Raw genomic sequence first — 24074 nt, 5'->3', positions numbered from 1 at the left:
GATCGACTCGGGCTGGTCTCAATACTGGACACGATAACCCGGCTTAACCGCTTAACCTGAACCGCCGTATACGGAACCGTACGTACGGTGGTGTGAGAGGACGGCGGATGTAAATCCGCCTCCTACTCGATTCAGGCCCCATATCGACTGCAGCGCTTGCCCAACAAATGTCTGCGGGTATGCTGGTCACCTGCCGAGGAGATTGAAAATGGCCTACGATTTTGACCTATATGTGATTGGTGCCGGTTCTGGCGGTGTGCGGGCGGCGCGGTTTGCTGCCGGGTTCGGCGCGAAAGTGGCCGTGGCCGAGAGCCGCTACCTGGGCGGGACCTGTGTGAACGTCGGCTGCGTGCCGAAAAAATTGCTGGTCTACGGTGCGCACTTTGCCGAAGACTTCGAGCAGGCATCCGGTTTTGGCTGGGGCCTGGATGAAGCGCAGTTCGACTGGGCGACGCTGATCGCCAACAAGGATCGTGAGATCAATCGCCTCAATGGCATTTATCGCAACCTGCTGGTCAACAGCGGTGTGACCTTGCATGAAGGCCACGCGAAGATCGTCGATCCGCATCAGGTCGAGATCAATGGCGAGCGCTTTAGCGCCAAAAACATCCTGATCGCTACCGGCGGCTGGCCGCAGATTCCGGAGATCCCGGGGCGCGAGCATGCCATCAGTTCCAACCAGGCGTTCTTCCTCAAAGAGCTGCCCAAGCGCGTGTTGGTGGTGGGCGGTGGCTACATTGCGGTCGAGTTCGCCGGGATCTTCCATGGCCTCGGTGCGCAGACCACGCTGCTGTATCGCGGTGAACTGTTCCTGCGCGGTTTCGACGGATCCGTGCGCAAACATTTGCAGGAAGAGTTGACCAAGCGCGGCATGGACCTGCAATTCAATGCGGACATCGAGCGCATCGACAAGCAGGCCGATGGCAGCCTGAAGGTCACGCTCAAGGATGGTCGCCAACTGGAAGCTGATTGCGTGTTCTACGCCACAGGCCGTCGTCCGATGCTGGACAATCTCGGGCTGGAAAACACCGGGGTCAAACTCGACAGGAAAGGCTTTGTCGAGGTCGATGAGCTGTATCAGACCGCCGAGCCGTCGATCCTGGCGCTGGGGGATGTGATCGGTCGTGTTCAGCTGACACCGGTGGCGCTGGCTGAAGGCATGGCGGTTGCACGGCGCCTGTTCAAGCCAGAGCAGTATCGTCCGGTGGATTACAAGATGATCCCGACGGCGGTGTTCAGCCTGCCAAACATCGGCACTGTCGGTCTGACCGAAGAAGAGGCCCGCGAAGCCGGCCACGACGTGCAGGTCTTCGAAAGCCGCTTCCGGCCGATGAAGCTGACCCTGACTGAATGCCAGGAGCGCACGCTGATGAAGCTGGTGGTGGACGCCAGGACCGACAAGGTTTTGGGTTGTCACATGGTCGGCCCGGACGCCGGTGAAATCGTCCAGGGCCTGGCGATTGCCTTGAAGGCCGGCGCCACCAAGCGCGACTTCGACGAAACCATCGGGGTGCATCCGACGGCCGCCGAAGAGTTCGTCACCATGCGTACGCCGGTCGCCGGTTAATCGTCCTTCGCTGCGTCTGCCGCTGCCGCAAGGGTCGCGGCCAGACGTACGCGCTCTTCGAGATCCACCCGGGTCTTGGCCAGATCCATTTCCAGTGACTTGTTGAGCTGCGACTGCTCATCGACGTTCTGTTTGAGTGCCTGGCTTTCCAGCAGGGCAACACGCAGGCGTTCCTGGAGGAGGGTGCGTTCGCCGTCGACGCGAGTGGCCTGTTCCAGCAACTGATCCTGACGGCTATTGCTTTGCTTGAGCTGTTCTTGCAGCAGGCTCAGCTCGCGCAGCGTGCCGCGGTTTTCAGTCAGCAAGCGTTCATTGTCACGGTGCAACTGGGTGATTTCATCCTGGCGTACCAGTGCGCTTTGTTGTGCCTGGCGCAGTTCCATCTGTATCTGTTGCACCTGGCCTTCGTGGCGACTCATTTCCTGTTCGCGCTGTTCCTTGACCGCATTGCGGTAGTGCTCCAGTGCGTCGCGAGTGTGCAGGTGTTTTTCTTCAAGGGAGCGGATCTGCTCGTCCTTGTCTCTCAAGCGCAATTCAAAATCGGCCAGCGCCTGGTTCAGTCCGGCGTTGCGGGTTTGCTCCGTTTGCAGCATGGCGCGGGTTTCGTGCAGGGCCTCGGACTCCTGAGTCAGCGCCAGGCTCTGAAATTCGTATTGCTGGTGCAGTTCGCTGTTGGCCTCTTGCGCTTCGCCGAGCTGATGTTCCAGCGACTTGCGTTGTTCTTCGTACTGCGTGCGCGCCTGATCGATAGGTTCCTGCGCCTGCTCCTTGAGTCGTTGTGCGAGCCGCGCCACCAGCGCCATCAGTTCGTCGTCAATCGGCTCTGTCGGCGCTTCGACAGGTTCAAACCTGTCATCGAGCTCCTTGAGATAGCGATGGATCGTGGTTTTCGAGCCGGTATTGCCCATCTCGATGCGTACTGCATCGATGCTGGGGTTTTCGCCGCGGGCGAGGATCGCCAACCGAGCGGCTTGAACCACCGCTTTATTTACACCGCCGCGTGCCATGAGTTCTCCCGGGTTTTGATGATGTGGTACGTACCACGTAAATACACATTGTACCATTCAATCCATAAAGTTAAATACTGAATGCTATTAACGCGGGATATACTGGTATTACCCCGTGTGATACGCCAAGTACCGGTTTTTGACCCGTCAAAACGGTATGAATTCAAGAGTTGACCCCCATGACCGAGCTGGATCGTTACCTGCAGGCTGCGACACGCGACAACACCCGCCGCAGCTATCGCGCGGCCATCGAACACTTCGAAGTCACGTGGGGCGGTTTTCTGCCGGCCACCGGCGACAGCGTGGCGCGGTATCTGGTGGAGCATGCCGGGGTGTTGTCGATCAATACGCTCAAGTTGCGGCTTTCGGCGCTGGCGCAGTGGCACAACAGTCAGGGCTTTGCCGATCCCACCAAGGCGCCGGTGGTGCGCAAAGTATTCAAGGGTATTCGTGCGCTGCATCCGGCCCAAGAGAAGCAGGCTGAACCCTTGCAGCTTCGGCATCTGGAACAGGTGGTCAGTTGTCTGGAGCTAGAAGTGCAAACCGCCAGGGCCGCAGGCGACCGACCGGGTTTACTGCGGGCCAGGCGCGACATGGCGTTGATCCTGCTGGGCTTCTGGCGCGGCTTTCGCAGTGATGAGTTGTGCCGGCTCCAGGTTGAACACGTTCAGGCCAGCGTCGGCTCCGGCATCAGTCTCTATCTGCCGCGCAGCAAGAGTGATCGCGATAACCTCGGCAAGACCTATCAAACGCCGGCCTTGCAGCGGTTGTGTCCGGTGCAGGCCTATATCGACTGGATTACCGAGGCGGCACTGGTGCGCGGACCGGTGTTCCGGGGCATAGACCGCTGGGGGCATTTGGGCGGGGAAGGATTGCACGCCAACAGCGTGATTCCGTTATTGCGCCAGGCGTTGGCGCGGGCGGGTATCGCTGGCGAGCTTTACACCAGTCACTCCTTGCGTCGCGGTTTTGCGACCTGGGCGCATCAGAGTGGCTGGGATTTGAAGTCGCTGATGAGCTATGTGGGCTGGAAGGACATGAAGTCGGCCATGCGTTACATCGAAGCCAGTCCGTTCCTCGGCATGGCGCGCATCACGGAAAAGCCCGTGTCACCCTAGATACCGTTTTCTTCTATTAATACAGCTGGCTAATAGCGAAAGCCAATCAGCAGCATCAGGTTTGCCAATGAGCCAACCGTCCGTCGAGTGGGTAAAGTTCTCTCCATCAACTTCTTAACCCATGACGGAGAGTCAACGATGCCTATCATCAACAGCCAAGTTAAACCGTTCAAAGCTGACGCATTCAAAAATGGCGACTTCGTAAAAGTCTCGGACGCCGACCTGAAAGGCAAGTGGTCTGTGGTGTTCTTCTACCCGGCCGACTTCACTTTCGTCTGCCCGACCGAACTGGAAGACCTGGCCGACAACTACGACGCGTTCCAGAAGCTGGGCGTCGAGATCTACAGCGTTTCCACCGACACCCACTTTGCCCACGCTGCCTGGCACAACACTTCGCCAGCCATCGGCAAGATCCAGTACACCATGATCGGTGACCCGACCCACGCCATCTCCCGCAACTTCGACGTGCTGATCGAAGAAGCCGGTCTGGCTGACCGTGGCACCTTCGTGATCAACCCGGAAGGCCAGATCAAGATCGTTGAACTGAACGACGGCGGTGTAGGCCGTGACGCTTCCGAATTGCTGCGCAAAATCAAGGCTGCCCAGTACGTCGCTGCTCACCCAGGCCAGGTTTGCCCGGCCAAGTGGAAAGAAGGCGAGGCCACTCTGGCGCCGTCCCTGGACCTGGTCGGCAAGATCTAAGTCTGTGACGCGCTTCATCAGGGCGCACTTGCGCACCTTCTAAGCAAGCTGCACCGCCCAATAAAAACGCCCGGGCAAGATTCGCTCGGGCGTTTTTTTGTCTCAAGAATTCAAGGAAATCGCCCGTATGTTGGACACCAATCTTAAAGCCCAGTTGAAATCGTACCTGGAACGGGTCACCCAGCCGATCGAGATCGTTGCTTCCCTCGACGACGGTGCGAAATCCCGGGAAATGCTCGAACTGTTGAAAGACGTTGCCAGTCTTTCCACCCGGATTACCTTGCTCGACAACGGCGATGATGCACGCAAGCCGTCGTTCTCGATCAATCGCCCGGGAGCCGATATCAGCCTGCGTTTCGCCGGCATCCCGATGGGCCACGAATTCACGTCCTTGGTGCTGGCCTTGCTGCAAGTCGGCGGTCACCCTTCGAAGGCCAGTGCCGAAGTGATCGAACAGATCCGCTCGCTCGAAGGTGAGTTCAACTTCGAGACTTACTTCTCGCTGTCCTGCCAGAACTGCCCGGACGTGGTCCAGGCGCTGAACCTGATGGCCGTGCTGAATCCGAAGATTCGCCACGTCGCCATCGACGGTGCGCTGTTCCAGGCTGAAGTCGATGAGCGCCAGATCATGGCGGTGCCGAGCATCTACCTCAATGGCGTGAACTTCGGTCAGGGCCGCATGGGCCTGGAAGAAATCCTCGCCAAAATCGACACCAGCGGCATCGAACGCCAGGCCGAGAAAATCAGTGCCAAGCAAGCTTTTGATGTGCTGGTGGTCGGTGGTGGCCCGGCCGGTGCCTCGGCGGCAATCTACGCGGCCCGTAAAGGCATTCGCACCGGTGTCGCGGCGGAACGTTTTGGTGGGCAGGTGCTGGACACCATGGCCATCGAAAACTTCATCTCGGTGCAGGAAACCGAAGGGCCGAAACTGGCCGTGGCCCTGGAAGAACACGTCAAGCAGTACGACGTCGACATCATGAACCTGCAGCGCGCCGACAAGCTGATTCCTGGCAAAAACGGCGAACTGCATGAAGTCCACTTCGCTAGTGGCGCATCGTTAAAAGCCATAGCCGTGATTCTGGCGACCGGTGCACGGTGGCGTGAAATGAACGTCCCGGGCGAGCAGGAGTACCGCAACAAAGGCGTGGCGTACTGCCCGCACTGCGACGGTCCGCTGTTCAAGGGCAAGCGCGTGGCAGTGATTGGCGGCGGCAACTCCGGCGTTGAAGCGGCCATCGACCTGGCCGGTATCGTGTCCCATGTCACGTTGCTGGAATTCGACGTGCAGTTGCGCGCCGATGCGGTATTGCAGCGCAAGTTGCACAGCCTGCCGAACGTCACCGTGATCACCAGTGCACAAACCACTGAAGTCACCGGCGACGGCCAGAAGGTCAACGGCCTGCGCTACAAGGATCGTCAGAGCGACGAATTGCGCAGTGTGGAGCTGGAAGGGATCTTTGTGCAGATCGGCTTGTTGCCGAACACCGATTGGCTCAAAGGTACGATCGAGTTGTCACCCCGTGGCGAGATCATCGTCGATGCTCGTGGTGAAACGTCGGTACCGGGTGTGTTCGCCGCCGGCGACGTGACCACCGTGCCGTACAAGCAGATCGTGATCGCAGTGGGCGAGGGCGCCAAGGCTTCCCTGAGCGCTTTCGATCACTTGATCCGGACTTCCGCCCCGGCATGAATCCTGGCGCTGAAAACACAAAACCCCATGAGTGATCGTGGGGTTTTTTGTGTCGTTCACATTCCTGAATCTGGAATGCTTTCCTGTGGGAGCGGGCTTGCCCGCGAAGGCGGTGCTCCAGTCACCATCAATGCTGAATGTGCCGCCGTCATCGCGGGCAAGCCCGCTCCCACAGGGGATTTGCGGTGAAGCTTAGAGCGGTGCTGGCTGAATGATCTCGACCCAGTAGGCGTCCGGGTCCTTGATGAACGCCAGGCTCTTCATACGACCATCGCTCAAGCGTTTCTGGAAATCGCAGCCCAGTGCTTCAAAGCGCTCGCAGGCGGCGACGATGTCCGGTACCGAGATGCAGATGTGGCCGAAACCGCGGGGGTCGGTGTTGCCGTTATGGTAGGCGAAATCCGCATCGTTCTCGGTGCCGTGGTTGTGGGTCAGCTCCAGAATGCCGGGTATCGATTTCATCCACTCGGTGCGCGTGGCCGCATCGGCCGGGATCTGGTTTTTGTCGACCAGTGCCAGGAAATACAGGCTGAACTCGGCTTCCGGGAAGTCGCGTTTTTCCACCAGGGTAAAGCCCAGAATGCGTGTGTAGAAATCCAGGGACTTGGTGATGTCCTTGACCCGCAGCATGGTGTGGTTGAAGACAAACTTCTGTGTGGCGGCGTCCGGTTGGGCGGTGACGCCGGGGAAGGTGTTCAATTCGTGCAGGCTCATGGGCCCTCCGGGAAATATGTGGGCTAACGAATGGCGACAATGATACGCAAGGGCTCGGACATCACCAAACCCAAGCAGTCGGCTATTGCCTGGCGGCCGGCCTGGGCCCAGACTTTACGGCTTGATCCGTGAGTGCCCAGTGCAATGATTAGATTCCATAAACTGCTGTTCATTCTGTTAAGCGTGCTTTCGGTGGCTGGCGCTGCGCGTGCCGATGCGCCCGTAGTGACCTGGCCGGAAGGTTGGCAGGTCGAAGTCGTGCCTGAATCGGTGTCGGGGGTGAGTCGCCAGCGGGCGGTGAAAAATGACCAGAATGGATCGCCGCTCATGGTGATGGAACTGACCATGAGTCCGGTGCAAAGCGATCACCAGGTAAACCTCGAAGGCGTATTGCTGGAGATGCGCAAGTCAGTTCAAAAAGACTTCTTTCAGGGCGGGTATCAAAGTGTCTGCACGCGAATTCATGCGACTACGCTGAGTCGATTGGCCGCGCTGGAAACAACCTGTACCGTCACGCAAAACGGCAGGCATGTGCTTTCTCAAACATTGGTGGCCGCGGTGGATGCCGATAAGGCCTATGTTCTTTCCTACGCCGGGCAGGCCGAGGCTTATAAGGCGAGCCAGGATGAAATAGACGCGGCCCGTAACAGCTTGAAACTTTAGTAAGCGACAGTGCTTTTTCGATGCATGAAGAAAATTTTAGATATCCAAATGGATTAAGCACAAAGTTGGTGGCAGTCAGGTAGTTGACGGGTGTCCGCCCCTGGCATATTAGATAACCCATGAAAAAGCCCTGCATAAGCAGGGCTTTTTTGTCGCCGCGAGAGTTAGCCGCGCAGCCAGGAATCAACGGTGGCTGCACCGTACTGTTCTTTCCAGGCTTTCAGGCCGCGGTGGTTGCCGCCCTTGGTTTCAATCAGCTCGCCGGTATGCGGGTTCTGATAAACCTTGACCACTCGGGCGCGGCGGGTTTTAGGTGCTGCTGCCTGCAGCAATCCGGATTTTGCCGGGTTGGGATCGAGAATGGCGATGATGTCGCGCAGGCTCTTGCCATAGGATTTCATCAAGCCCTGGAGCTTCTCTTCGAATTCGATTTCTTTCTTGAGCCCGGCATCGTTCTTCAGGGATTCCAACTGCTTGAGCTGTTCTTGAAGGGCCTTTTCGGCTGCACGAAATTCAGCGAGTCTGGACAATATCTTTACTCCAATAGTGTGTTTGGCTGATACCAACCGCAAACAAAGCTATAAGCCAAGAGCCTTGTAGCGACTCGGTGATAGTGGCTCACCTGTCAATTTTGCGCAGGCATGTAAAATTGTAGTAGTTAATTGGCCAAGAGTAAATCCTGTCTTTTTCTTCATGTAACGGCAGTAGTGTTTTGATTCAAATTGGTGCGTGTAGTCGTTGTTTTCTCGGTTAAATCCGCTAGTTAATGGTTGCTTAATGCACTAATGAATTCCGCACCGGGCATGGGTTTGCCGAACAGATAACCTTGCAGGAAGTTGACCTGACGAGCACTCAGGTAATCACTCTGTTCACGGGTTTCGACACCTTCGGCCACCAGGGCAAGGTCGAGTTTGACCGCCAGTTCGATGATGCTGTCGAGGATGTGGCTGGAGAGTGTGTCGATGCCGATCATGGCGACAAAACTCTGGTCGATTTTCAGAAAATCGACATTGAACTGCCGCAGGTAGCCAAGGCTCGAGTGGCCCGTGCCGAAGTCGTCGATGGCGATTTTCACGCCCAGTTCGCGAAGTTGCTCCAATAGTTGCAGGGTGATGGCCGTGGGCTCGATCAGTTCACGTTCGGTCAGTTCCAGCACCAGATGGATCGAGCCCGGCTCGAACGCATCGAGAAACTCGCGACAGTCTTTGACCAGTTCCAGGTCCTGGCAATGGCTGGCGGTGATGTTGATGCCGATGTGGAACGGCTTGTTGAATCCGGCGGATTGCGGCGCGAGCAGGGCGGCGGTCTGTCGCATGAGCGAGCGGGTCATCGGTACGATCAGCCCGGAGTGCTCGGCAAACGGGATGAACAGATCCGGACGCACCAGGCCTTCTTTCGGATGTTTCCAGCGCATCAGCACTTCAGCGCCGGACCAGTGTTTGTTGTCGCCATGCACCACAGGCTGGAAATATGGAATGAACTCTTGAGCTTCCAGTGCCCGTTGCATTTCCTGGGTGGGGGCCGATGAGCGCTTTTGCAGGAAGTGACCGATTGACCCGGCAATCACGCCAAAGAAAATCAGCAGACTGAAAAGCGGTGGATATTCGCTGCTCATGTATCGCCAGGTTTCGCCTTTGGGAAAGCCGGCTTCCACGGCAAAAGCATAGTGCCGGGAGGTCAATCGACTTTGTGCAACGGGCAGGTCAGGCGCGGCTTCCCTGTGAACCTTGCCGTCGGCGGCTATCCAGTCCGGGCCAACTTGCAGCAAGAGCAAGGTCTTGCGGCCGATCAAGCGCAGAATATTGCTCAAGTGATGACCATCGAGATTCGCCAGTGCACCTTTTTTTCCTTCACTCAGGCGGTAGACCAGCAAGGCGGTGTCGGGCGTCACCGGATTGCCGCTCATGAGCCATAAGGCGCCCTGGGTGTAGTCACCGGGGTTGACCTTCTCCTGGTAGTCGCCGAACAAAGAACTGCAATAGAGATTGTTGTCCCACACCAGACTGGTCGAGCGCACGAATGGGCGGCGAGTGACCTGCTCGCGCAGGGCCAGATTGACATCGCCGCAACTTTGGCCGGCCAGCGGCAGTAGTTCACGAGCGGCCTGGGCGGTGTTGTCGAGCATCAAGTCGAACTGGCGAATCGCTTCTTCGGCGGTTTGTTCGGCGCCTTGTTTGAGCGCACGCCCCGCTTGCATGTAAAGAATGGCGACCCCCAGCAGCACCGGGAGCAATCCACTGATCAGGGTGACAGCCATTCTTGTGCTGCGACTGCGGGTTTTGGCTTTCAGCGGCATTCGCGAATCCTGTCACGAAGAAGTAATGCTCTCAAACGCTGGCAGGACAAAACGCCTCCCATGAAGAGTTCGGGTACGGGCCATGATAGTTGGCCCTTGGCGGTTATGCCGCTCAACGCCAGTCAAGGCTTGCGGCCAGTTTGATAAAGGCCAGCGTCGCGGGTGATGCCTGGCGTCGATCGAGTACCGCCAGGCCGACCTGGCGCAACACTGCCGGCGACAGCGGTTTTTTCACACAGCGGCCGTCAATTTGATCGGGCAATGAACCTTCGGCAACTACCGTCACCCCGTCGCCACGAGCGACGACATCCAGGGTACTCATCAACTGCGAGCAGCGATAACGGATGTTGGGCGTCAGCCGGGCCGCCGTGAACAGGCGTGAAACCAGCTCCGAAGAACCGGCCTCGGTCAGCACAAACGGGAAATCGCACAGGTCCTTCAGGCTCAGGCTGTCGTGAGCCGTCAGCGGGTGGTCGGCGGGCAGCAGCGCGACCATCTGGTCTTCGATCAACGCGACCGTGTCGAAACGCTCCTCGGGCAGCACCACAAAGCCGATGTCGATCCGTCGTTCCTCCAGCCACTGGAGCACCTGGCGGTCGGGGCCTTCGTCGATATGCACCTCTATGCCGGGATGGGCGGCGCGGTACTGCTGCAGAATCAACGGCAGCAATTTGATCGATGAGGTCGGGCCGAAGGAGCCGATGCGCAGCGTGCCGCGTTTCATGCCCCGCGCATCGGCCGCTTCCTGGCGCAGGGTGTTGGCCAGGCCGAGCATCGCTCGGGCGCGCAGCAACAGCTGCTGGCCAATGTCGCTCAACTCGACTTGGGATTGATGGCGGCGCAACAACTCGACACCCAACTCCAGCTCCAGGGACTTCAAGGCATGGGACACCGCCGATTGGGAAATACCCAGGCGATTGGCCGCTGCCGTGAAGCCGTGGAGTTCGGCCACGAGGGAAAAAACCTCCAGTTGAGTGAGGGTCATGAGTGTTTGCTCATTTTACGATGACTGGGTATTAGCCAAATGATACGTCATCTCTCCAATTTCCGGTCCTGGAATCCATGACGATCTGTGAGCAAAGCCTGGCAAAACCCTCGGATCTGCCGGTGTATCTGAAACTGGCGGCGGTCACCATGGTGTGGGGTGGCACCTTCGTTGCCGGACGCTATCTGGCCAACAGCCTCAGCCCGCTATTGGCGGCCAGCCTGCGGTTTCTGCTGGCCAGCGTGGCGTTGCTGCTGTTTGTACGCATGGCGCGGACACCGCTGGTTTGGCCCAACCCCCGGCAATGGCTGCAATTGCTTTTGCTTGGCTTTTTCGGGATCTTTTTTTACAACCTGTGCTTCTTTTACGGCCTGCACTACATCAGCGCCTCACGGGCATCCTTGATCGTGGCGCTGAATCCGGCGGTGATCGGCCTGGCTTCCTGGCTGCTGTTCAAGGAGCGTTTGAACCGGGCCAAAGTCGCCGGTATTGCGATCTGTATAGCGGGCGCGAGCATGGTGATCGTCAGTCGCAACCCGCAGTTAATGGCCGGTGGTGCCGACGCCTGGATTGGCGATCTGCTGATTTTCGGCTGCGTCCTCGGCTGGGGCATCTACTCGCTGTGCTCCAGAGAGCTGAACCACACGCTGGGGCCGGTGCAAACGGTGACGTATTCGATTCTGCTGGGCACGATCATGCTCTGGATAACCTGCATCGTCCGCGGCGAGGTGAGTATCGACGCGGTCGCCAGCCTGGGTGCGCAGCAATGGTTGAGCCTGTTGTACCTGGGTGTGCTGGGCTCGGCGCTGGCCTATATCGGCTATTACGACGGCATCCGCAAAATCGGTGCGACGCGTTCCGGGGTGTTCATTGCCTTGAATCCGCTGACGGCGGTTCTCCTTGGCGCACTGCTGCTGGGTGAGCCGCTGACGCTGGCAATGTGTCTGGGTGGCGGGCTGATTCTGACGGGGATTTTCCTGTGCAATAAACCCCTTGCACGAGCAGGGAAAAAGGGGATTTGATACAGAAGGCGGACAAATTGATTTACGCTGTGTAGAATCGGTTTACGCATACAATAATAATCGTCTTCTGGCAGCAGAAGCCTCGCCCGCAAGAGCCTTGGGTCGACAATGAAGATATTCGGGTTTCAACTGATCTACGGTGACTTTCTCGCCCGCAGCGTGCGGGGCATCTCCTGTGCGCCACCCACCGGTCTCAGCATTGCTAGCAACTAACATTTGTTAATTCCAAAAGCATGATGAGGCGCCGACCATGGCAGATTTATACGAAAACCCAATGGGCCTGATGGGCTTTGAATTCATCGAGCTCGCATCGCCAACCCCGAATACCCTGGAACCGATCTTCGAGATCATGGGCTTCACCAAGGTGGCGACCCACCGTTCCAAGGACGTGCACCTGTATCGCCAGGGCGCGATCAACCTGATCCTCAATAACGAACCCCACAGCGTGGCCTCGTACTTTGCGGCCGAGCACGGCCCGTCGGTGTGCGGCATGGCGTTTCGCGTCAAGGATTCGCAAAAAGCCTACAAGCGCGCCCTGGAACTCGGCGCCCAGCCGATCCACATCGAAACCGGCCCGATGGAGTTGAACCTGCCGGCGATCAAAGGCATCGGCGGTGCGCCGCTGTACCTGATCGACCGTTTCGGCGAGGGCAGCTCGATCTATGACATCGACTTCGTGTTCATCGAAGGTGTGGACCGCCATCCGGTCGGTGCCGGCCTGAAGATCATCGATCACCTGACCCACAACGTGTATCGCGGTCGCATGGCCTACTGGGCCAACTTCTACGAGAAGCTGTTCAATTTCCGCGAAATCCGTTACTTCGACATCAAGGGCGAATACACCGGCCTGACCTCCAAGGCCATGACCGCGCCGGACGGCATGATCCGCATTCCGTTGAACGAAGAATCGTCCAAGGGCGCCGGGCAGATCGAAGAGTTCCTGATGCAGTTCAACGGCGAAGGCATCCAGCACGTTGCGTTCCTGTCCGATGACCTGCTCAAGACCTGGGACCACCTGAAAAGCATCGGCATGCGCTTCATGACCGCGCCACCGGAGACCTACTACGAAATGCTCGAAGGCCGTTTGCCGAACCACGGCGAGCCGGTTGGTGAACTGCAAGCACGGGGCATTTTGCTGGACGGTTCGTCCGAGTCGGGCGACAAGCGTCTGCTGCTGCAGATATTCTCGGAAACCCTGATGGGGCCGGTGTTCTTTGAGTTCATCCAGCGCAAGGGCGACGATGGTTTCGGCGAAGGCAACTTCAAGGCACTGTTCGAATCCATCGAGCGTGACCAGGTTCGTCGTGGTGTTCTCTCCACCGACTAAGCCGTTACACCGATAAAACTGTGGGAGCGAGCTTGCTCGCGATAGCGGTTGTACATTCAACATTAATGTTGACTGACACACTGTAATCGCGAGCAAGCTCGCTCCCACATTTTGTTTCCCACATTTGTTTTGTGTGAGCTTAAGGCCTGCGCTGCCGCACCAGATGCTTGAACCCTTCAAACATCAGCACCAGCACGGCCATCCAGATCGGGATGTAGGTCAGCCATTCGCCGGCCTTGATGCTCTCTCCCAACAGCAATGCCACCCCCAGCAGCAGCACCGGTTCGACGTAGCTCAACAGGCCGAACAGGCTGAACGGCAACAAGCGGCTGGCAATGATGTAGACCACCAGCGCCGACGCACTGATCACGCCGAGCAGCGGGATCAACAGCGACAACCATGGATGCTGGTCAAACACAGCGAAACCTTGCGCGCCGCTCTGAACGAACCAGACGGCCACCGGCAGCGTCAATGCCATGTCCAGCCATAACCCGCCGAGGTTGTCCGCCGCCAGCCGTTTGCGCAGGATGAAGTAGGTCGGATAGCCAATGCAGACCAGCAAGGTCGCCCAGGAAAAACCACCGACCCGATACACCTCGTTGATCACGCCCAGGCAGGCGAATACCACGGCAACTTTTTGCAGGTAGGACAGGCGTTCGCCGTAGGCCAGGCGACCGGTCAAGACCATGGTCAGCGGCAGCAGGAAATAGCCCAGTGATACGTCGAGGCTGTAGCCGTTGAGCGGCGCCCACATGAACAACCACAGTTGCACGCCGAGAAGGGCAGAGGAGGCGATCAGCCCGCCAATCAGTTTCGGATTGGCCATGGCGCGTCGAACGATCTCCAGCACGCGCTTCCACTCGCCGGACGCCACCATGAACACGGTCATGCACGGCACGGTCAGCAGCATGCGCCAACCGAAGATTTCCACGCCGCTCAAGGGGGTGAGCAGCGACGTGTAGTAATACATGACGGCAAACAGCACCGAGGCTGAAACCGATAGAGCGATACCTTTAGACAAGCTGTCCTCGCAAGGTTGAAGGTGAAACGGGGTGCGGAGGATACGTGGTTTTCGGGACGAATATTGTCCGATCGATCAACGCTGTCCAACTGTAGGAGCGAGCCTGCTCGCGATGGCGATCTTCCAGTCAACATCTCTGTTGAACGTAGTACCGCTATCGCGAGCAGGCTCACTCCTACAAAGGGTTATGTGTTTGTTCAGTTATTGCGCGGTTTACGGCCGGACACAAAATGACTCACATCATTGAACCCCGGTGTCGACGCATGCCCCGGCGTCACCAGCGAATCGATGAACGCCTCGTCCTCGGCCGTGATCTTCACCGCCTGCGCCTTAGTGTAGGCGTCCCATTGCGCTTCGGTACGAGGCCCGACAATGGCCGAGGTGACGGCGCTGTTGTTCAGCACCCAGGCAATCGCAAACTCGACGATACCCACGCCACGGCCCTGGGTGTACTCCTGAATCTGCTGGGCGATGCGCAGGGACTCGACGCGCCATTCGGTTTCCAGGATGCGTTTGTCCTGACGTCCGGCACGGCTGTTGGCGTCCGGCTTCACATCCGGCGCGTATTTGCCGCTGAGCACCCCGCGCGCCAGCGGGCTGTAGGGCACCACACCCAGACCGTAGTTTTGCGCCGCCGTGATCTGCTCGGTTTCAGCCTGGCGGTTGACGATGTTGTACAGCGGCTGGCTGATCACCGGCCGGTCAACGCCAAGTCTGTCGGCCACGCGAATGACTTCGGCGATGCGCCAGCCACGGTAGTTGGACAGGCCCCAATAGCGGATTTTGCCCTGGCGGATCAAGTCGCCGATGGCCGAGATCGTGACTTCCAGCGGCGTGTCGTGGTCTTCGCGGTGCAGGTAATAGATGTCGAGGTAGTCGGTGCCCAGGCGCGTCAGGCTGGCATCGATGCCGTTGAACAGGTGTTTGCGGCTCAGGCCGCTGCGGTTGGGGACGCCGTCTACGGGGCCGAAGCCGACCTTGGTGGCCAACACCCATTCATGGCGACGGCTGGCGATGGCTTCGCCGACGATTTCCTCGGAGCGGCCGTTGGTGTAGACGTCGGCAGTGTCGATGAAATTGATGCCCTGGTCCCAGGCCTTGTCGATGATCCGCAGGGAATCTTCGGTGCTGGTCTGTTCGCCGAACATCATGGTGCCCAGGGTCAGGGTGGACACCTGCAGACCCGAATGACCCAGCGTGCGGTAGCTCATGAGCAAATCCTTTTACCAGTGGGAAAGGCTCAATCAGATACCAGAATCATTGCCAGGAGCAAACGTAAATCTCAAACACACTCGAATCAAACTGTAGGAGCGAGCCTGCTCGCGAAGAACTTCAGGACACCACGTTTATCCAGGATAAACGCGTTATCGTTGACGTCCATCGCGAGCAGGCTCGCTCCTACAGTGGTCAGGTGGTGGTCAGGCGCGCAGGGTACGGGTCATGCGCAGCGCCAACAGACTGCCGCAGACAATCACGCCCGCCAGCAGGTACAGCGCCGCATCGGTCGAACCGGTGCTGTCCTTGACCCAACCCACCAGGTACGGGCTGAGGAAGCCGGCCATCTGTCCCATGGAGTTGATCAGCGCCAGGCCGCCCGCGGCGGCGCCGGCACTGAGCAGGGCGGTCGGCACCGGCCAGAACATCGGCAGGCCGGTGAGGGCGCCCATGGTGGCGATGCTCAGGCCGAGAATCGCGATGGCCGGGTTGGCGGCGAAGTTCACCGCAATCAGCAGCCCCAGCGCGCCCATCAACATCGGCACCACCAAATGCCAGCGGCGTTCTTTGCGCAGGTCCGCCGAACGGCCGACCATCAGCATGAAAACGGCGGCCAGCAGGTACGGAATCGCGCTCAACCAGCCGATCACCAGGTTATCGCTGAAGCCCAGGTTCTTGATGATCGACGGCAACCAGAAGTTGATCGCGTAGACGCCACTCTGGATGCAGAAGTAGATCAGGCCGAAGGCCCAGATCGCCGGGTTCTTGAACACCGCCAGCAGTGAGTCGGTGGTGGTTTTCGGCTTGTTCGCCAGATCTTCGGCGTGGTCGGCTTCCAGCACCGAGCGCTCGAACGGGGTCAGCCACTTGGCGTTGGCGTAGCTGTCGCTGAGCAGGAAATAAGCCAGCGCACCGAGGATCACGGTCGGAATGCCTTGTAGCAGGAACATCCATTGCCAGCCGGCGAGACCGCCCTGGCCTGCGCCGAAGTGGTTGAGAATCCAGCCGGAGAACGGGCTGCCGAGCAGGCCGGACACCGGGATCGCCGACATGAACAGCGCCATGATGCGGCCACGGCGGAAGGTCGGGAACCACTGCGAGAGATAGAGCACAACACCGGGGAAGAACCCGGCTTCGGCAGCGCCGGTGAACAGGCGCAAGGTGTAGAACTCGGTCGGGGTGGTGACGAACAGCAGGCAGGTCGACAGCGTGCCCCAGGTGATCATCATCAGCGCGATCCAGCGTCGCGGGCCGAATTTGGTCAGGGCCAGGTTGCTTGGCACACCGCACAGCACATAACCGATAAAGAAGATGCCGGCACCGAGGCCGTACACGGTTTCGCTGAACTTCAGCGCGTCGAGCATCTGCAGTTTGGCAAATCCAACGTTTACCCGGTCGAGGTAGTTGAACAGGTAGCAGATGAAAATGAAGGGGATCAAACGCAGGGTGATGCGCTTGTAGACGGCGTTTTTGTCGTCAGCGATGGCGTCGGACGCTATGGCGCTCTGTGTCATGGCGGCTCTCTCTTTATTATGATTTTTTGCGATGCAAAGGGTAACGTTGATCGCCAAGAGAGTCTCGACCACCCTCAGGGTGGCTGTCTTTGTGCCTGAGCACAGGGTTTGTTACCAAGGCCTGTGCGGGTGAACAACCCGTTCCATCACCGTCTTCAAGGATCACATGCATGTTCGAACTCGATCACGACCTGGCCCAGGACATCGTCGACCGGGCGATGGCTATCCTGCCGTACAACGTCAATGTCATGGACAGCCAGGGCTTGATCCTGGGCAGTGGCGAGCCGGAGCGGGTCAACACCCGGCATGAAGGTGCGCAACTGGTCCTGGCCAACGGCCGGGTGGTGGAGATCGATGCGCAGACGGCGATTCATCTCAAGGGCGTGCAGCCGGGCATCAACCTGCCGCTGTTGCTCGATCAGCGCCTGATCGGCGTACTGGGCATCACCGGCGAACCCGAGCAACTGCGCACCTACGCCGAACTGGTGCGCATGACCGCCGAAATGCTGGTGGGCCAGCGCAACCAGCAGGCCGAACAGCAATGGCGGCGCCAGCGCTGCGATGATCTGCTGGCGCTGTTGCTCAGCGAAGCCGGAGATTCTCCGCGACTGGTCGATGAAGCGCAGCAGCTTGGGCTCAAACCACAAATGACCCGGGTGCCCTATCTGTTCGAGCTGGGCCTGGAACACGCTCCAGGGCAAACCGTCGAGGCTCTGAGTGCCTGGTTGACGACCCGTCACCCCGACAGTTGGTGCGTGAGTTCGGCCAAAACTTCATTGCTCTGGTGCCGGCCGGCCAGTCAGTCGGTGGAGAACGAGCGCTTGCTGGACAAGCTCGATGGCCTTGGCTGGAACATCCTGCGTATCGCCGTGGGTGGGCAAGCCGACGGGCTGGCCGGGTTGCGCCGCTGCTATCGTCGGGTCGGTGACTTGCTGGCCTATGGACGCGAGGTGCTGCCGCGCTCCCGATTGCTGATGCTGAACCGCTATCGGCTGCCGGTGATGCTCTGGCGCCACCGCAACGACGACGCCCTCGACGAACTGCTCAACCCGCTGCGCAGGGTCATTGCCAAGGACAGCAACGGTCAGTTGCTGGCGACCCTGCGCAGCTGGTGCGAACACGACGGCCAGAGCCAGGCCTGCGCCGATGCACTGGGCATCCATCGCAACAGCCTGCGTTATCGCATGGAGCGGATTGCCGAGCTCAGCGGGGTTGATCCACTGCGACTCGATGGGATGCTCGCGCTGTACCTCGGCGTGCAACTGCTCCCCCAGACAGACACGAACCCCTGAACCATACACATTCCCTGTGGGAGCGAGCTTGCTCGCGATATCGGTGTGTCAGAGACATTAATGCTGACTGATGCGCCGCCATCGCGAGCAAGCTCGCTCCCACAGTTATTTGTGGTGGTGCACAGATTTGTGGACGATGCCGCTTCCGCCGGGCTTTGTGGAAATGAACAATAATCCTCAACACCGCTTGTGCAGCGGCCCGGCGTTATTGTTCAAGGCGGCTGGCAGCATGTGGGCATTGGAACTGGAGAATTCCCATGAAAATCGTGATCGCCCCCGACTCGTTCAAGGACAGCCTCAGCGCTCAAGGCGTGGCCGACGCCATTGCATTGGGATTGGCGCAAGTCTGGCCTGATGCCCAACTGATCAAATGCCCGATGGCCGACGGCGGGGAGGGGACTGTCGAGTCGATTCTTGCCGCCTGTGAAGGCGAACAGCGCCGCACCATGGTTCGCGGGCCGCTGGGAGCAACGGTGGATGCCGCCTGGGGCTGGTTGCCGCAGAGCCACACCGCGATCATCGAAATGGCCGAGGCCAGCGGTTTGCAGTTGGTCCCGGTGGCGCAACGCGATGCCTGCATCAGCAGCACTTTCGGTACCGGGCAATTGATCCGCGCCGCGCTGGATGCCGGTGCGCAACGGGTGATCCTGGCGATTGGCGGCAGTGCGACCAATGACGGCGGCGCCGGTGCCATGCAGGCCCTGGGCGTGAAACTGCTGGACGCCCGGGGGCAGACGTTGTCACCAGGCGGTCTTGCCCTTGCGCAATTGGCCCGGGTCGACCTGAGCGGCATTGATCCGCGTCTGGCGCGGGTGCGCTTCGACATCGCCGCCGACGTCAACAACCCATTGTGCGGTCCCCACGGCGCCTCGGCGATTTTTGGCCCGCAAAAAGGCGCCTCGCCCGTACAGGTCGAACAACTGGACCGTGCCCTGGGGCATTTTGCCGACCATTGCGCGATTGCCTTGAGCAACGACGTGCGCGACGAGCCGGGCAGTGGCGCGGCGGGCGGCCTGGGGTTTGCCGCCAAGGCGTTCCTCGGTGCGCAGTTCAAGGCCGGGGTCGAGGTGGTGGCCGAACTCGTGGGCCTGGCTGACTCCGTAGCCGGCGCCGACCTGGTGATCACCGGCGAAGGTCGTTTCGATGCGCAAACCCTGCGCGGCAAGACGCCCTTTGGTGTGGCACGGATCGCCCGGGAACACGGGGTGCCGGTCATCGTCATCGCCGGCACCCTGGGCGACGGTTATCAGGCGCTCTATGAACACGGCATCGACGCTGCGTTTGCCCTGGCGAGCGGGCCGATGACCCTGGAGCAGGCCTGTGCCGAGGCGCCGCGCTTGCTGCGCGAGCGGGCGAGTGATATTGCACGCGTGTGGCGGGCGGCCAGTCAGTAAAGCGTTTGAACACCACGATCCCTGTGGGAGCGAGCTTGCTCGCGATAGCGGAGTGTCAGCGACATCAATGCTGACTGACAAGACGCCATCGCGAGCAAGCTCGCTCCCACAGGTTTTGTGTCTTGATCGGCTATTCGGGCGGATCAATCTGATCCAGCACTCGATTCGCCGTGATCTCCGCCAGCATCACGCTGTTGGAAATCCCCAGCAGCGCATTGCGTGACCCTCCGTCCAGATGATCCACCAACTGGTGGACCATCACGTCGACTGACGCCAGCGTTTCCACCAGATACACCACCAGGGTTTCGGTCGTGGCTTCAAGGTTCACGGTAAACAGCGTGCCGGGAGTACGCGGCGTGGCTTTGATGTCGGCGGTCGAGGGGAAGTGGAAGGCGAGGGCACGCTCGGCGGCTTCGTTGAGTTTTTTTGAATCGGGTTCGTACGGGGATGTCGGGTCGGTGTCCGGCGGGTTTGGAGTTACTTTGAACATATGCTGAGTTGTCCTAATGATGTGCCAACCCTCCGGCCGCTAAACGAAGAGGGTGGCAACTGCACGCAGGTTAGCAGACCGGAAACTCAGCAATCCGGCGCGCTCGAGAGCGCCCTGCGTACAGCTACCATCAAGTACAGGCAACAGAAAGACCTGCATGACAGATGCACGCACAACTGAGTTAACACAGGCTGCTAAACCCGATCACTGACAATCAGTGACGCGAATCAAGTTACCGATGGGCTCCAAGGCGCACAAGCCGGCGGATTCTGGCGTAACCGTAGGCAATGGTGCAAGGTCTTGTAGCTTGCATGAAGTAATCTTAAACGCCTTTAAACAGGCGCCCGCGGCTGGCGTGTTTCGCGATTTGACATAGGGTTGAGGCAAGGAACACGCGCCACAGGAGAACACCATGCGCTACTCAGCCTTGACCCAACGAATCGCCGGTGACGGAGCGGCGGCCTGGCAGATTCATGATCGAGCAGCTGGCGCTGCGCGAGCAGGGTGTCGATGTCTTGCTGCTGTCGATCGGTGACCCGGATTTCGACACCCCACAACCCATCGTCCAGGCCGCGATTGGCAGTTTGCTGGCCGGCGACACCCACTACCCGGTGGTGCGCGGCAGCCAAGGCTTGCGCGACAGCATCGCCCGGCGTCATCGCCAGCGCAGCGGCCAGTCGGTGGATGCCGAGCATGTAATCGTATTCCCCGGGGCGCAGTGCGCGGTGTATTCGGTGGTGCAATGCCTGCTTGACCCGGGCGACGAAGTGCTCGTCGCTGAACCGATGTACGTGACCTACGAAGCCGTGTTTGGTGCCAGCGGGGCCAAAGTGGTGCCGGTGCCGGTGTGTTCGCAGAACGGCTTTCGGGTCGATCCGGCCGATGTCGCGGCACTGATCACACCGAACACCCGCGCGATGTTGCTCAACAGCCCGAACAACCCCTCCGGGGCCAGCCTGCCAATGAAGGCCTGGAAAGCGCTGGCCCAATTATGCATTCGCCATGACCTGTGGTTGATCAGCGACGAGGTGTACAGCGAGCTGCTGTTCGAGGGCGAGCACATCAGCCCCGCGAGTTTGCCGGGCATGGCCGAGCGAGCGGCGACCATCAACATCCTGTCGAAATCCCACGCCATGAGTGGCTGGCGGGTGGGCTGGGTGGTCGGGCCGCAATCGCTGTGTGAACATTTGGTGAATCTGTCGTTGTGCATGCTGTTCGGCATTCCGGATTTCATCCAGAACGCCGCGCAATTGGCGCTGGATGAAAACCTTCCGCACGTGGCGCTGATGTGTGAGGAATATCGCCTGCGTCGCGACCTGGTGCGCGCCAGTCTGGATCTGTGCCCTGGCATCCGGGCGATTCGCCCCGATGGCGGCATGTTCGTGATGGTCGACGTGCGCCAGACCGGGTTGTCGGCCCAGCATTTCGCCGAGCGGCTGCTGGATGGCTATATGGCGTTTCGGTGCTGGCCGGCGAAGCCTTCGGGCCGAGTGCGGCGGGGCACATTCGCATCGGCCTGGTGGTGGACCGGCTGAAGCTGGCGGACGCCTGTCGACGTATTTCTCTGTGTGTAACGGACTTGCTCGAGGGGGCTGCGAGCCTGAGCTTTTCGGCGCGGTCTTGAGGTTTTCTTCGTCGTTTTGAACCCTGCGCCCCCATCCTTCCTGCGCAGGGAATCGGCACCCACCTGTCAACTTTGACAGTATCGCTTTTTTTTCCATGAGTGCTTAATCCGCCCAAGGTCAGTTCGGCCTGCTGCGCGAAGACGTTCATTTGGCTTGCCCGCAGCGTCCCTGTTGTCGACCGATGGAAAGGCCATTACATGGCCGATGGTTCAAGTGGCTACCAGGAGAGCGGGACATGGCAACTCAAGCGAGCAAGCTGCAACGACAGGAGGCAAGCGCGGCCTATTTGAAAATGCGCACGGAGTATCGGGCAAATCTTGCCGATATGGTGATCGAGATCAAATCTGAGGATTATGCCGACGCTGCAACGGGGCTGCTCAACGGACCCAGGCTGGCCAGCGGGCTGACGGTTTATATCCCGGAATGGGACAACGCGGCCCCGCCAGGTGCCAGTGATGAAGTCAGGCTTTATTTTGATAGCGGAGCGGGCTGGGAGGAGGTCGGCTATCACGAGTTCATTGCGCCCTTCCCGGAGAAGTTCCCTTATCCCATGACTATCGGTGTCAATAGTCTTCCGGATGACGCGACGTGCAAACTGCAGTACATCATTACCAGTTACAACGAAGAGGAAACTCCTTCTCAGGAAACAACGGTCATTTGCGATCGTTTGCCACCCTACAAGCACTTGCCCCCCGATGCACTGAAACTCGCTGCTGATTACCTGGATGACACCAATCTGCCCGCTGGAGGAAACCTCACTGTTACGGTTCCCGGTTATCCGGACTGGAAAGCAAAAGATAAAATTGCCATCTATCTGGTGGATGCTGCGCAAATTCCGCCTGATCCGACGGATGCCGAGTTGGTGTTTTTCGACAATGTTCCGTCACCCGGTATCAGCGATACACCGGTGCAGGTTCCTGCCGATAAGATCCGTGCTTTTGGCGATGCGGAATGTGTGCTTCTTTATGTGTTGATTGATGAGGCGCAAAACCCCAGCGCAGTGTCTGTGCACAAATTGGTTGGCCTGACCTTCGGGCCTCTGCCCGCAAATTTAAAACCACCGAAAGTTCCGCAAGCGGACCCGGGGCCGTTGGTGAACGAACATGTTCGAGCGGGTGTGAGTGTCTGGATCGACAAGTACGATAACTGGAAGGCTGGTGACAAGGTTCGTGTTACATGGGGCGCCACTCGCGTAGAGCCGGACCTTGACTTTCTCAACATATCCACCATGGAAGTTCCGGTGTTGCCTGCCGTGCTCATGTTGAATGAGTACGGGCAGGCCAGCACCGGAACCAAAGCGACACCGGTCAGTTATCAGATTTTCCGCAAGGGCCGCCCGTTCGGCCCTCAGTCCGCCAACTTTCCAGTGAACTTCGAGGTACCTATTCCATGGATTCCGTGGCCCCCCATTGATTGGCCGAATCCTGTTCATCCAGACCTGCTCGCCGGTGAAGTCAAAAACTTCGATGACAGCCGGACCAATCAGCTGATAAGGGCTGACAAGGGCAAGGACGCCAAATTCACCTTCAAGTGGTATGCCTCGGCAAAGGATGATGATGTCGTTGATTTTTTCTGGAACGGGCTGAGAGTCGTTGAGGCACAGGTCATTTTTGACGCAGCAACCCATACGCCTGGCGATGACCTTACGGTTGATATCCTTTGGAAATACATCAGAGACGGTGGCAATGGCGACCCCGTACCAGTGCACTATCGGGTCCACCGGCCTGGTGTGGAAAACGACCAGGATTCCAAAACCACGGACGTTGAGGTCAATGCGGTAGCAGTTGAGTTGCCCGCTGCAAGCTTTCCGAAAATCCCCAATCCAGCCGGTTATCCGGGGTGTTCGGCGCTGGAGTCTGATGGCGCGCTGTTGGTGCGAATACCCGATCTGACGGGGCTGCTAGACGATGGCGACACCATCAGTTTCGAGTTCACTCCCATGATAGGGGATGACTTGTCCTCGCCCGACAATCCCATTCCCAACGTGAAGTTCGAAAAGGATTTTGACTTGGGTAGTGCGGGTACGCCCGTGACCGGCTTCGAATTTCGGGTTGAGCCTTACGCCACTTATATCCAGCCGCTTTATGACCAGAATCCGACGACTCGCCGGGGGCGAGTGAAGATCCAGTATTTCTTCGATGATGGAACAGAGACGGTCGAGTCTGAGGCGTTGGTCAGTCGCACAGCGTTCCACAGGCCGAATGATCCTTGCCCAATAGTGCCTTAGGTGAAATCACAGAGTCGATTCGGATGTTTGCCGTCCGTGTCGACTCTGGCTCAACACTTGTGAACATCGGCTACCCAGTTGGAAGGGAGTACTCAAGTGTTGTTTCGGATTACTCCTACATATCTGGTGTAGGAAGTTTCTTAGGATTGCCGCCCCAACAGATACACGATCTGGAAAAGCGCCAGTAGGTGGAGTTTTTGCCTAT

The 24074-nt window shown here is 58.9% G+C and carries 19 protein-coding genes and 1 pseudogene; 11 read left to right on the top strand and 9 right to left on the bottom strand.

Features of this window, described 5'->3' with window-relative positions; genetic code table 11:
- The first annotated feature begins 208 nt into the window (after nucleotides 1-208).
- Entirely contained in the window at nucleotides 209-1567 is a 1359-nt protein-coding gene (gene gorA / locus AC1DU9_RS14975; protein ID WP_223463069.1) for a glutathione-disulfide reductase, read from the top strand.
- On the opposite strand, the gene AC1DU9_RS14970 is transcribed toward gorA, so the two are convergent.
- Entirely contained in the window at nucleotides 1564-2574 is a 1011-nt protein-coding gene (locus tag AC1DU9_RS14970; RefSeq protein WP_223463070.1) for a DNA-binding protein, read from the bottom strand. The genes gorA and AC1DU9_RS14970 overlap by 4 nt on opposite strands.
- Before the next feature lie 179 nt (nucleotides 2575-2753).
- Here AC1DU9_RS14970 and AC1DU9_RS14965 point away from each other — a divergent pair, with 179 nt between their 5' ends.
- The 3 genes from AC1DU9_RS14965 (at nucleotide 2754) to ahpF (ending at nucleotide 6084) form a co-directional block, all read left to right on the top strand.
- Nucleotides 2754-3692: a site-specific integrase gene (locus tag AC1DU9_RS14965; RefSeq protein ID WP_223463071.1), complete on the top strand. Its 939-nt coding sequence runs from the start codon at nucleotides 2754-2756 to the stop codon at nucleotides 3690-3692.
- 138 nt (nucleotides 3693-3830) lie between these two features.
- Nucleotides 3831-4394 (top strand): alkyl hydroperoxide reductase subunit C, encoded by a 564-nt coding sequence (ahpC, locus tag AC1DU9_RS14960; RefSeq protein WP_007975937.1) that lies wholly within the window; start codon nucleotides 3831-3833, stop codon nucleotides 4392-4394.
- A 127-nt stretch (nucleotides 4395-4521) separates the two neighbouring features.
- On the top strand, nucleotides 4522-6084 hold the full coding sequence (gene ahpF / locus AC1DU9_RS14955) for an alkyl hydroperoxide reductase subunit F (RefSeq protein ID WP_477810421.1): 1563 nt from the start codon (nucleotides 4522-4524) through the stop codon (nucleotides 6082-6084).
- Nucleotides 6085-6276: 192 nt separating this feature from the next.
- Here ahpF and gloA read toward each other — a convergent pair whose 3' ends face one another.
- Nucleotides 6277-6798: a lactoylglutathione lyase gene (gloA, locus tag AC1DU9_RS14950; RefSeq protein WP_223463073.1), complete on the bottom strand. Its 522-nt coding sequence runs from the start codon at nucleotides 6796-6798 to the stop codon at nucleotides 6277-6279.
- 144 nt (nucleotides 6799-6942) lie between these two features.
- On the opposite strand from gloA, the gene AC1DU9_RS14945 reads away from it, so the two are divergent.
- Nucleotides 6943-7461, top strand: a complete 519-nt coding sequence (locus AC1DU9_RS14945) for a DUF4946 domain-containing protein (protein WP_223463074.1) — start codon at nucleotides 6943-6945, stop codon at nucleotides 7459-7461.
- Between the two features lie 164 nt (nucleotides 7462-7625).
- Here the strand turns inward: AC1DU9_RS14945 and AC1DU9_RS14940 are convergent, their stop codons facing one another.
- The 3 genes from AC1DU9_RS14940 to AC1DU9_RS14930 all read right to left on the bottom strand — a co-directional run bounded on the left by AC1DU9_RS14940 (nucleotide 7626) and on the right by AC1DU9_RS14930 (nucleotide 10742).
- Nucleotides 7626-7991, bottom strand: a complete 366-nt coding sequence (locus AC1DU9_RS14940; protein ID WP_223463075.1) for a histone-like nucleoid-structuring protein, MvaT/MvaU family — start codon at nucleotides 7989-7991, stop codon at nucleotides 7626-7628.
- 233 nt (nucleotides 7992-8224) lie between these two features.
- Nucleotides 8225-9757 (bottom strand): EAL domain-containing protein, encoded by a 1533-nt coding sequence (locus AC1DU9_RS14935; protein ID WP_223463076.1) that lies wholly within the window; start codon nucleotides 9755-9757, stop codon nucleotides 8225-8227.
- Between the two features lie 112 nt (nucleotides 9758-9869).
- On the bottom strand, nucleotides 9870-10742 hold the full coding sequence (locus tag AC1DU9_RS14930; protein ID WP_223463077.1) for a LysR family transcriptional regulator: 873 nt from the start codon (nucleotides 10740-10742) through the stop codon (nucleotides 9870-9872).
- A gap of 77 nt (nucleotides 10743-10819) precedes the next feature.
- Here AC1DU9_RS14930 and AC1DU9_RS14925 point away from each other — a divergent pair, with 77 nt between their 5' ends.
- On the top strand, nucleotides 10820-11764 hold the full coding sequence (locus AC1DU9_RS14925; RefSeq protein ID WP_223463078.1) for a DMT family transporter: 945 nt from the start codon (nucleotides 10820-10822) through the stop codon (nucleotides 11762-11764).
- Nucleotides 11765-12014: 250 nt separating this feature from the next.
- Complete coding sequence (gene hppD / locus AC1DU9_RS14920; protein ID WP_223463079.1) at nucleotides 12015-13091, top strand: 4-hydroxyphenylpyruvate dioxygenase; 1077 nt, start codon at nucleotides 12015-12017, stop codon at nucleotides 13089-13091.
- Between the two features lie 139 nt (nucleotides 13092-13230).
- On the opposite strand, the gene rarD is transcribed toward hppD, so the two are convergent.
- The 3 genes from rarD to AC1DU9_RS14905 form a co-directional block, all read right to left on the bottom strand.
- Nucleotides 13231-14112 carry an EamA family transporter RarD gene (gene rarD / locus AC1DU9_RS14915; protein WP_223463080.1) on the bottom strand — a complete coding sequence of 294 codons (882 nt, stop codon included), beginning with the start codon at nucleotides 14110-14112 and terminating at the stop codon, nucleotides 13231-13233.
- A 197-nt stretch (nucleotides 14113-14309) separates the two neighbouring features.
- On the bottom strand, nucleotides 14310-15323 hold the full coding sequence (locus AC1DU9_RS14910; protein ID WP_223463081.1) for an aldo/keto reductase: 1014 nt from the start codon (nucleotides 15321-15323) through the stop codon (nucleotides 14310-14312).
- 207 nt (nucleotides 15324-15530) lie between these two features.
- The gene (locus AC1DU9_RS14905) at nucleotides 15531-16841 is read right to left on the bottom strand and encodes an MFS transporter (RefSeq protein WP_223463082.1); all 1311 of its coding nucleotides are present in this window, start codon (nucleotides 16839-16841) and stop codon (nucleotides 15531-15533) included.
- A 170-nt stretch (nucleotides 16842-17011) separates the two neighbouring features.
- Between AC1DU9_RS14905 and AC1DU9_RS14900 the strand changes: the two genes are divergently transcribed.
- Both AC1DU9_RS14900 and AC1DU9_RS14895 read left to right on the top strand, forming a co-directional pair.
- Nucleotides 17012-18133, top strand: a complete 1122-nt coding sequence (locus tag AC1DU9_RS14900) for a sugar diacid recognition domain-containing protein (protein ID WP_457265959.1) — start codon at nucleotides 17012-17014, stop codon at nucleotides 18131-18133.
- Nucleotides 18134-18390: 257 nt separating this feature from the next.
- Nucleotides 18391-19527, top strand: coding sequence for a glycerate kinase (locus AC1DU9_RS14895; RefSeq protein ID WP_477810420.1), 1137 nt, complete (start codon nucleotides 18391-18393; stop codon nucleotides 19525-19527).
- Between the two features lie 130 nt (nucleotides 19528-19657).
- Here AC1DU9_RS14895 and AC1DU9_RS14890 read toward each other — a convergent pair whose 3' ends face one another.
- Entirely contained in the window at nucleotides 19658-20017 is a 360-nt protein-coding gene (locus tag AC1DU9_RS14890; RefSeq protein WP_223463085.1) for a DUF6124 family protein, read from the bottom strand.
- A 412-nt stretch (nucleotides 20018-20429) separates the two neighbouring features.
- Between AC1DU9_RS14890 and AC1DU9_RS14885 the strand changes: the two are divergent.
- Nucleotides 20430-21641 (top strand): annotated as a pseudogene (locus AC1DU9_RS14885) (pyridoxal phosphate-dependent aminotransferase).
- 236 nt (nucleotides 21642-21877) lie between these two features.
- Complete coding sequence (locus AC1DU9_RS14880; RefSeq protein WP_457265961.1) at nucleotides 21878-23869, top strand: hypothetical protein; 1992 nt, start codon at nucleotides 21878-21880, stop codon at nucleotides 23867-23869.
- Nucleotides 23870-24074: the final 205 nt, after the last annotated feature.

It is taken from the genome of Pseudomonas sp. P4_C1 (genome assembly GCF_056402155.1).
This window is presented reverse-complemented; position numbering and strand designations above follow the sequence as displayed.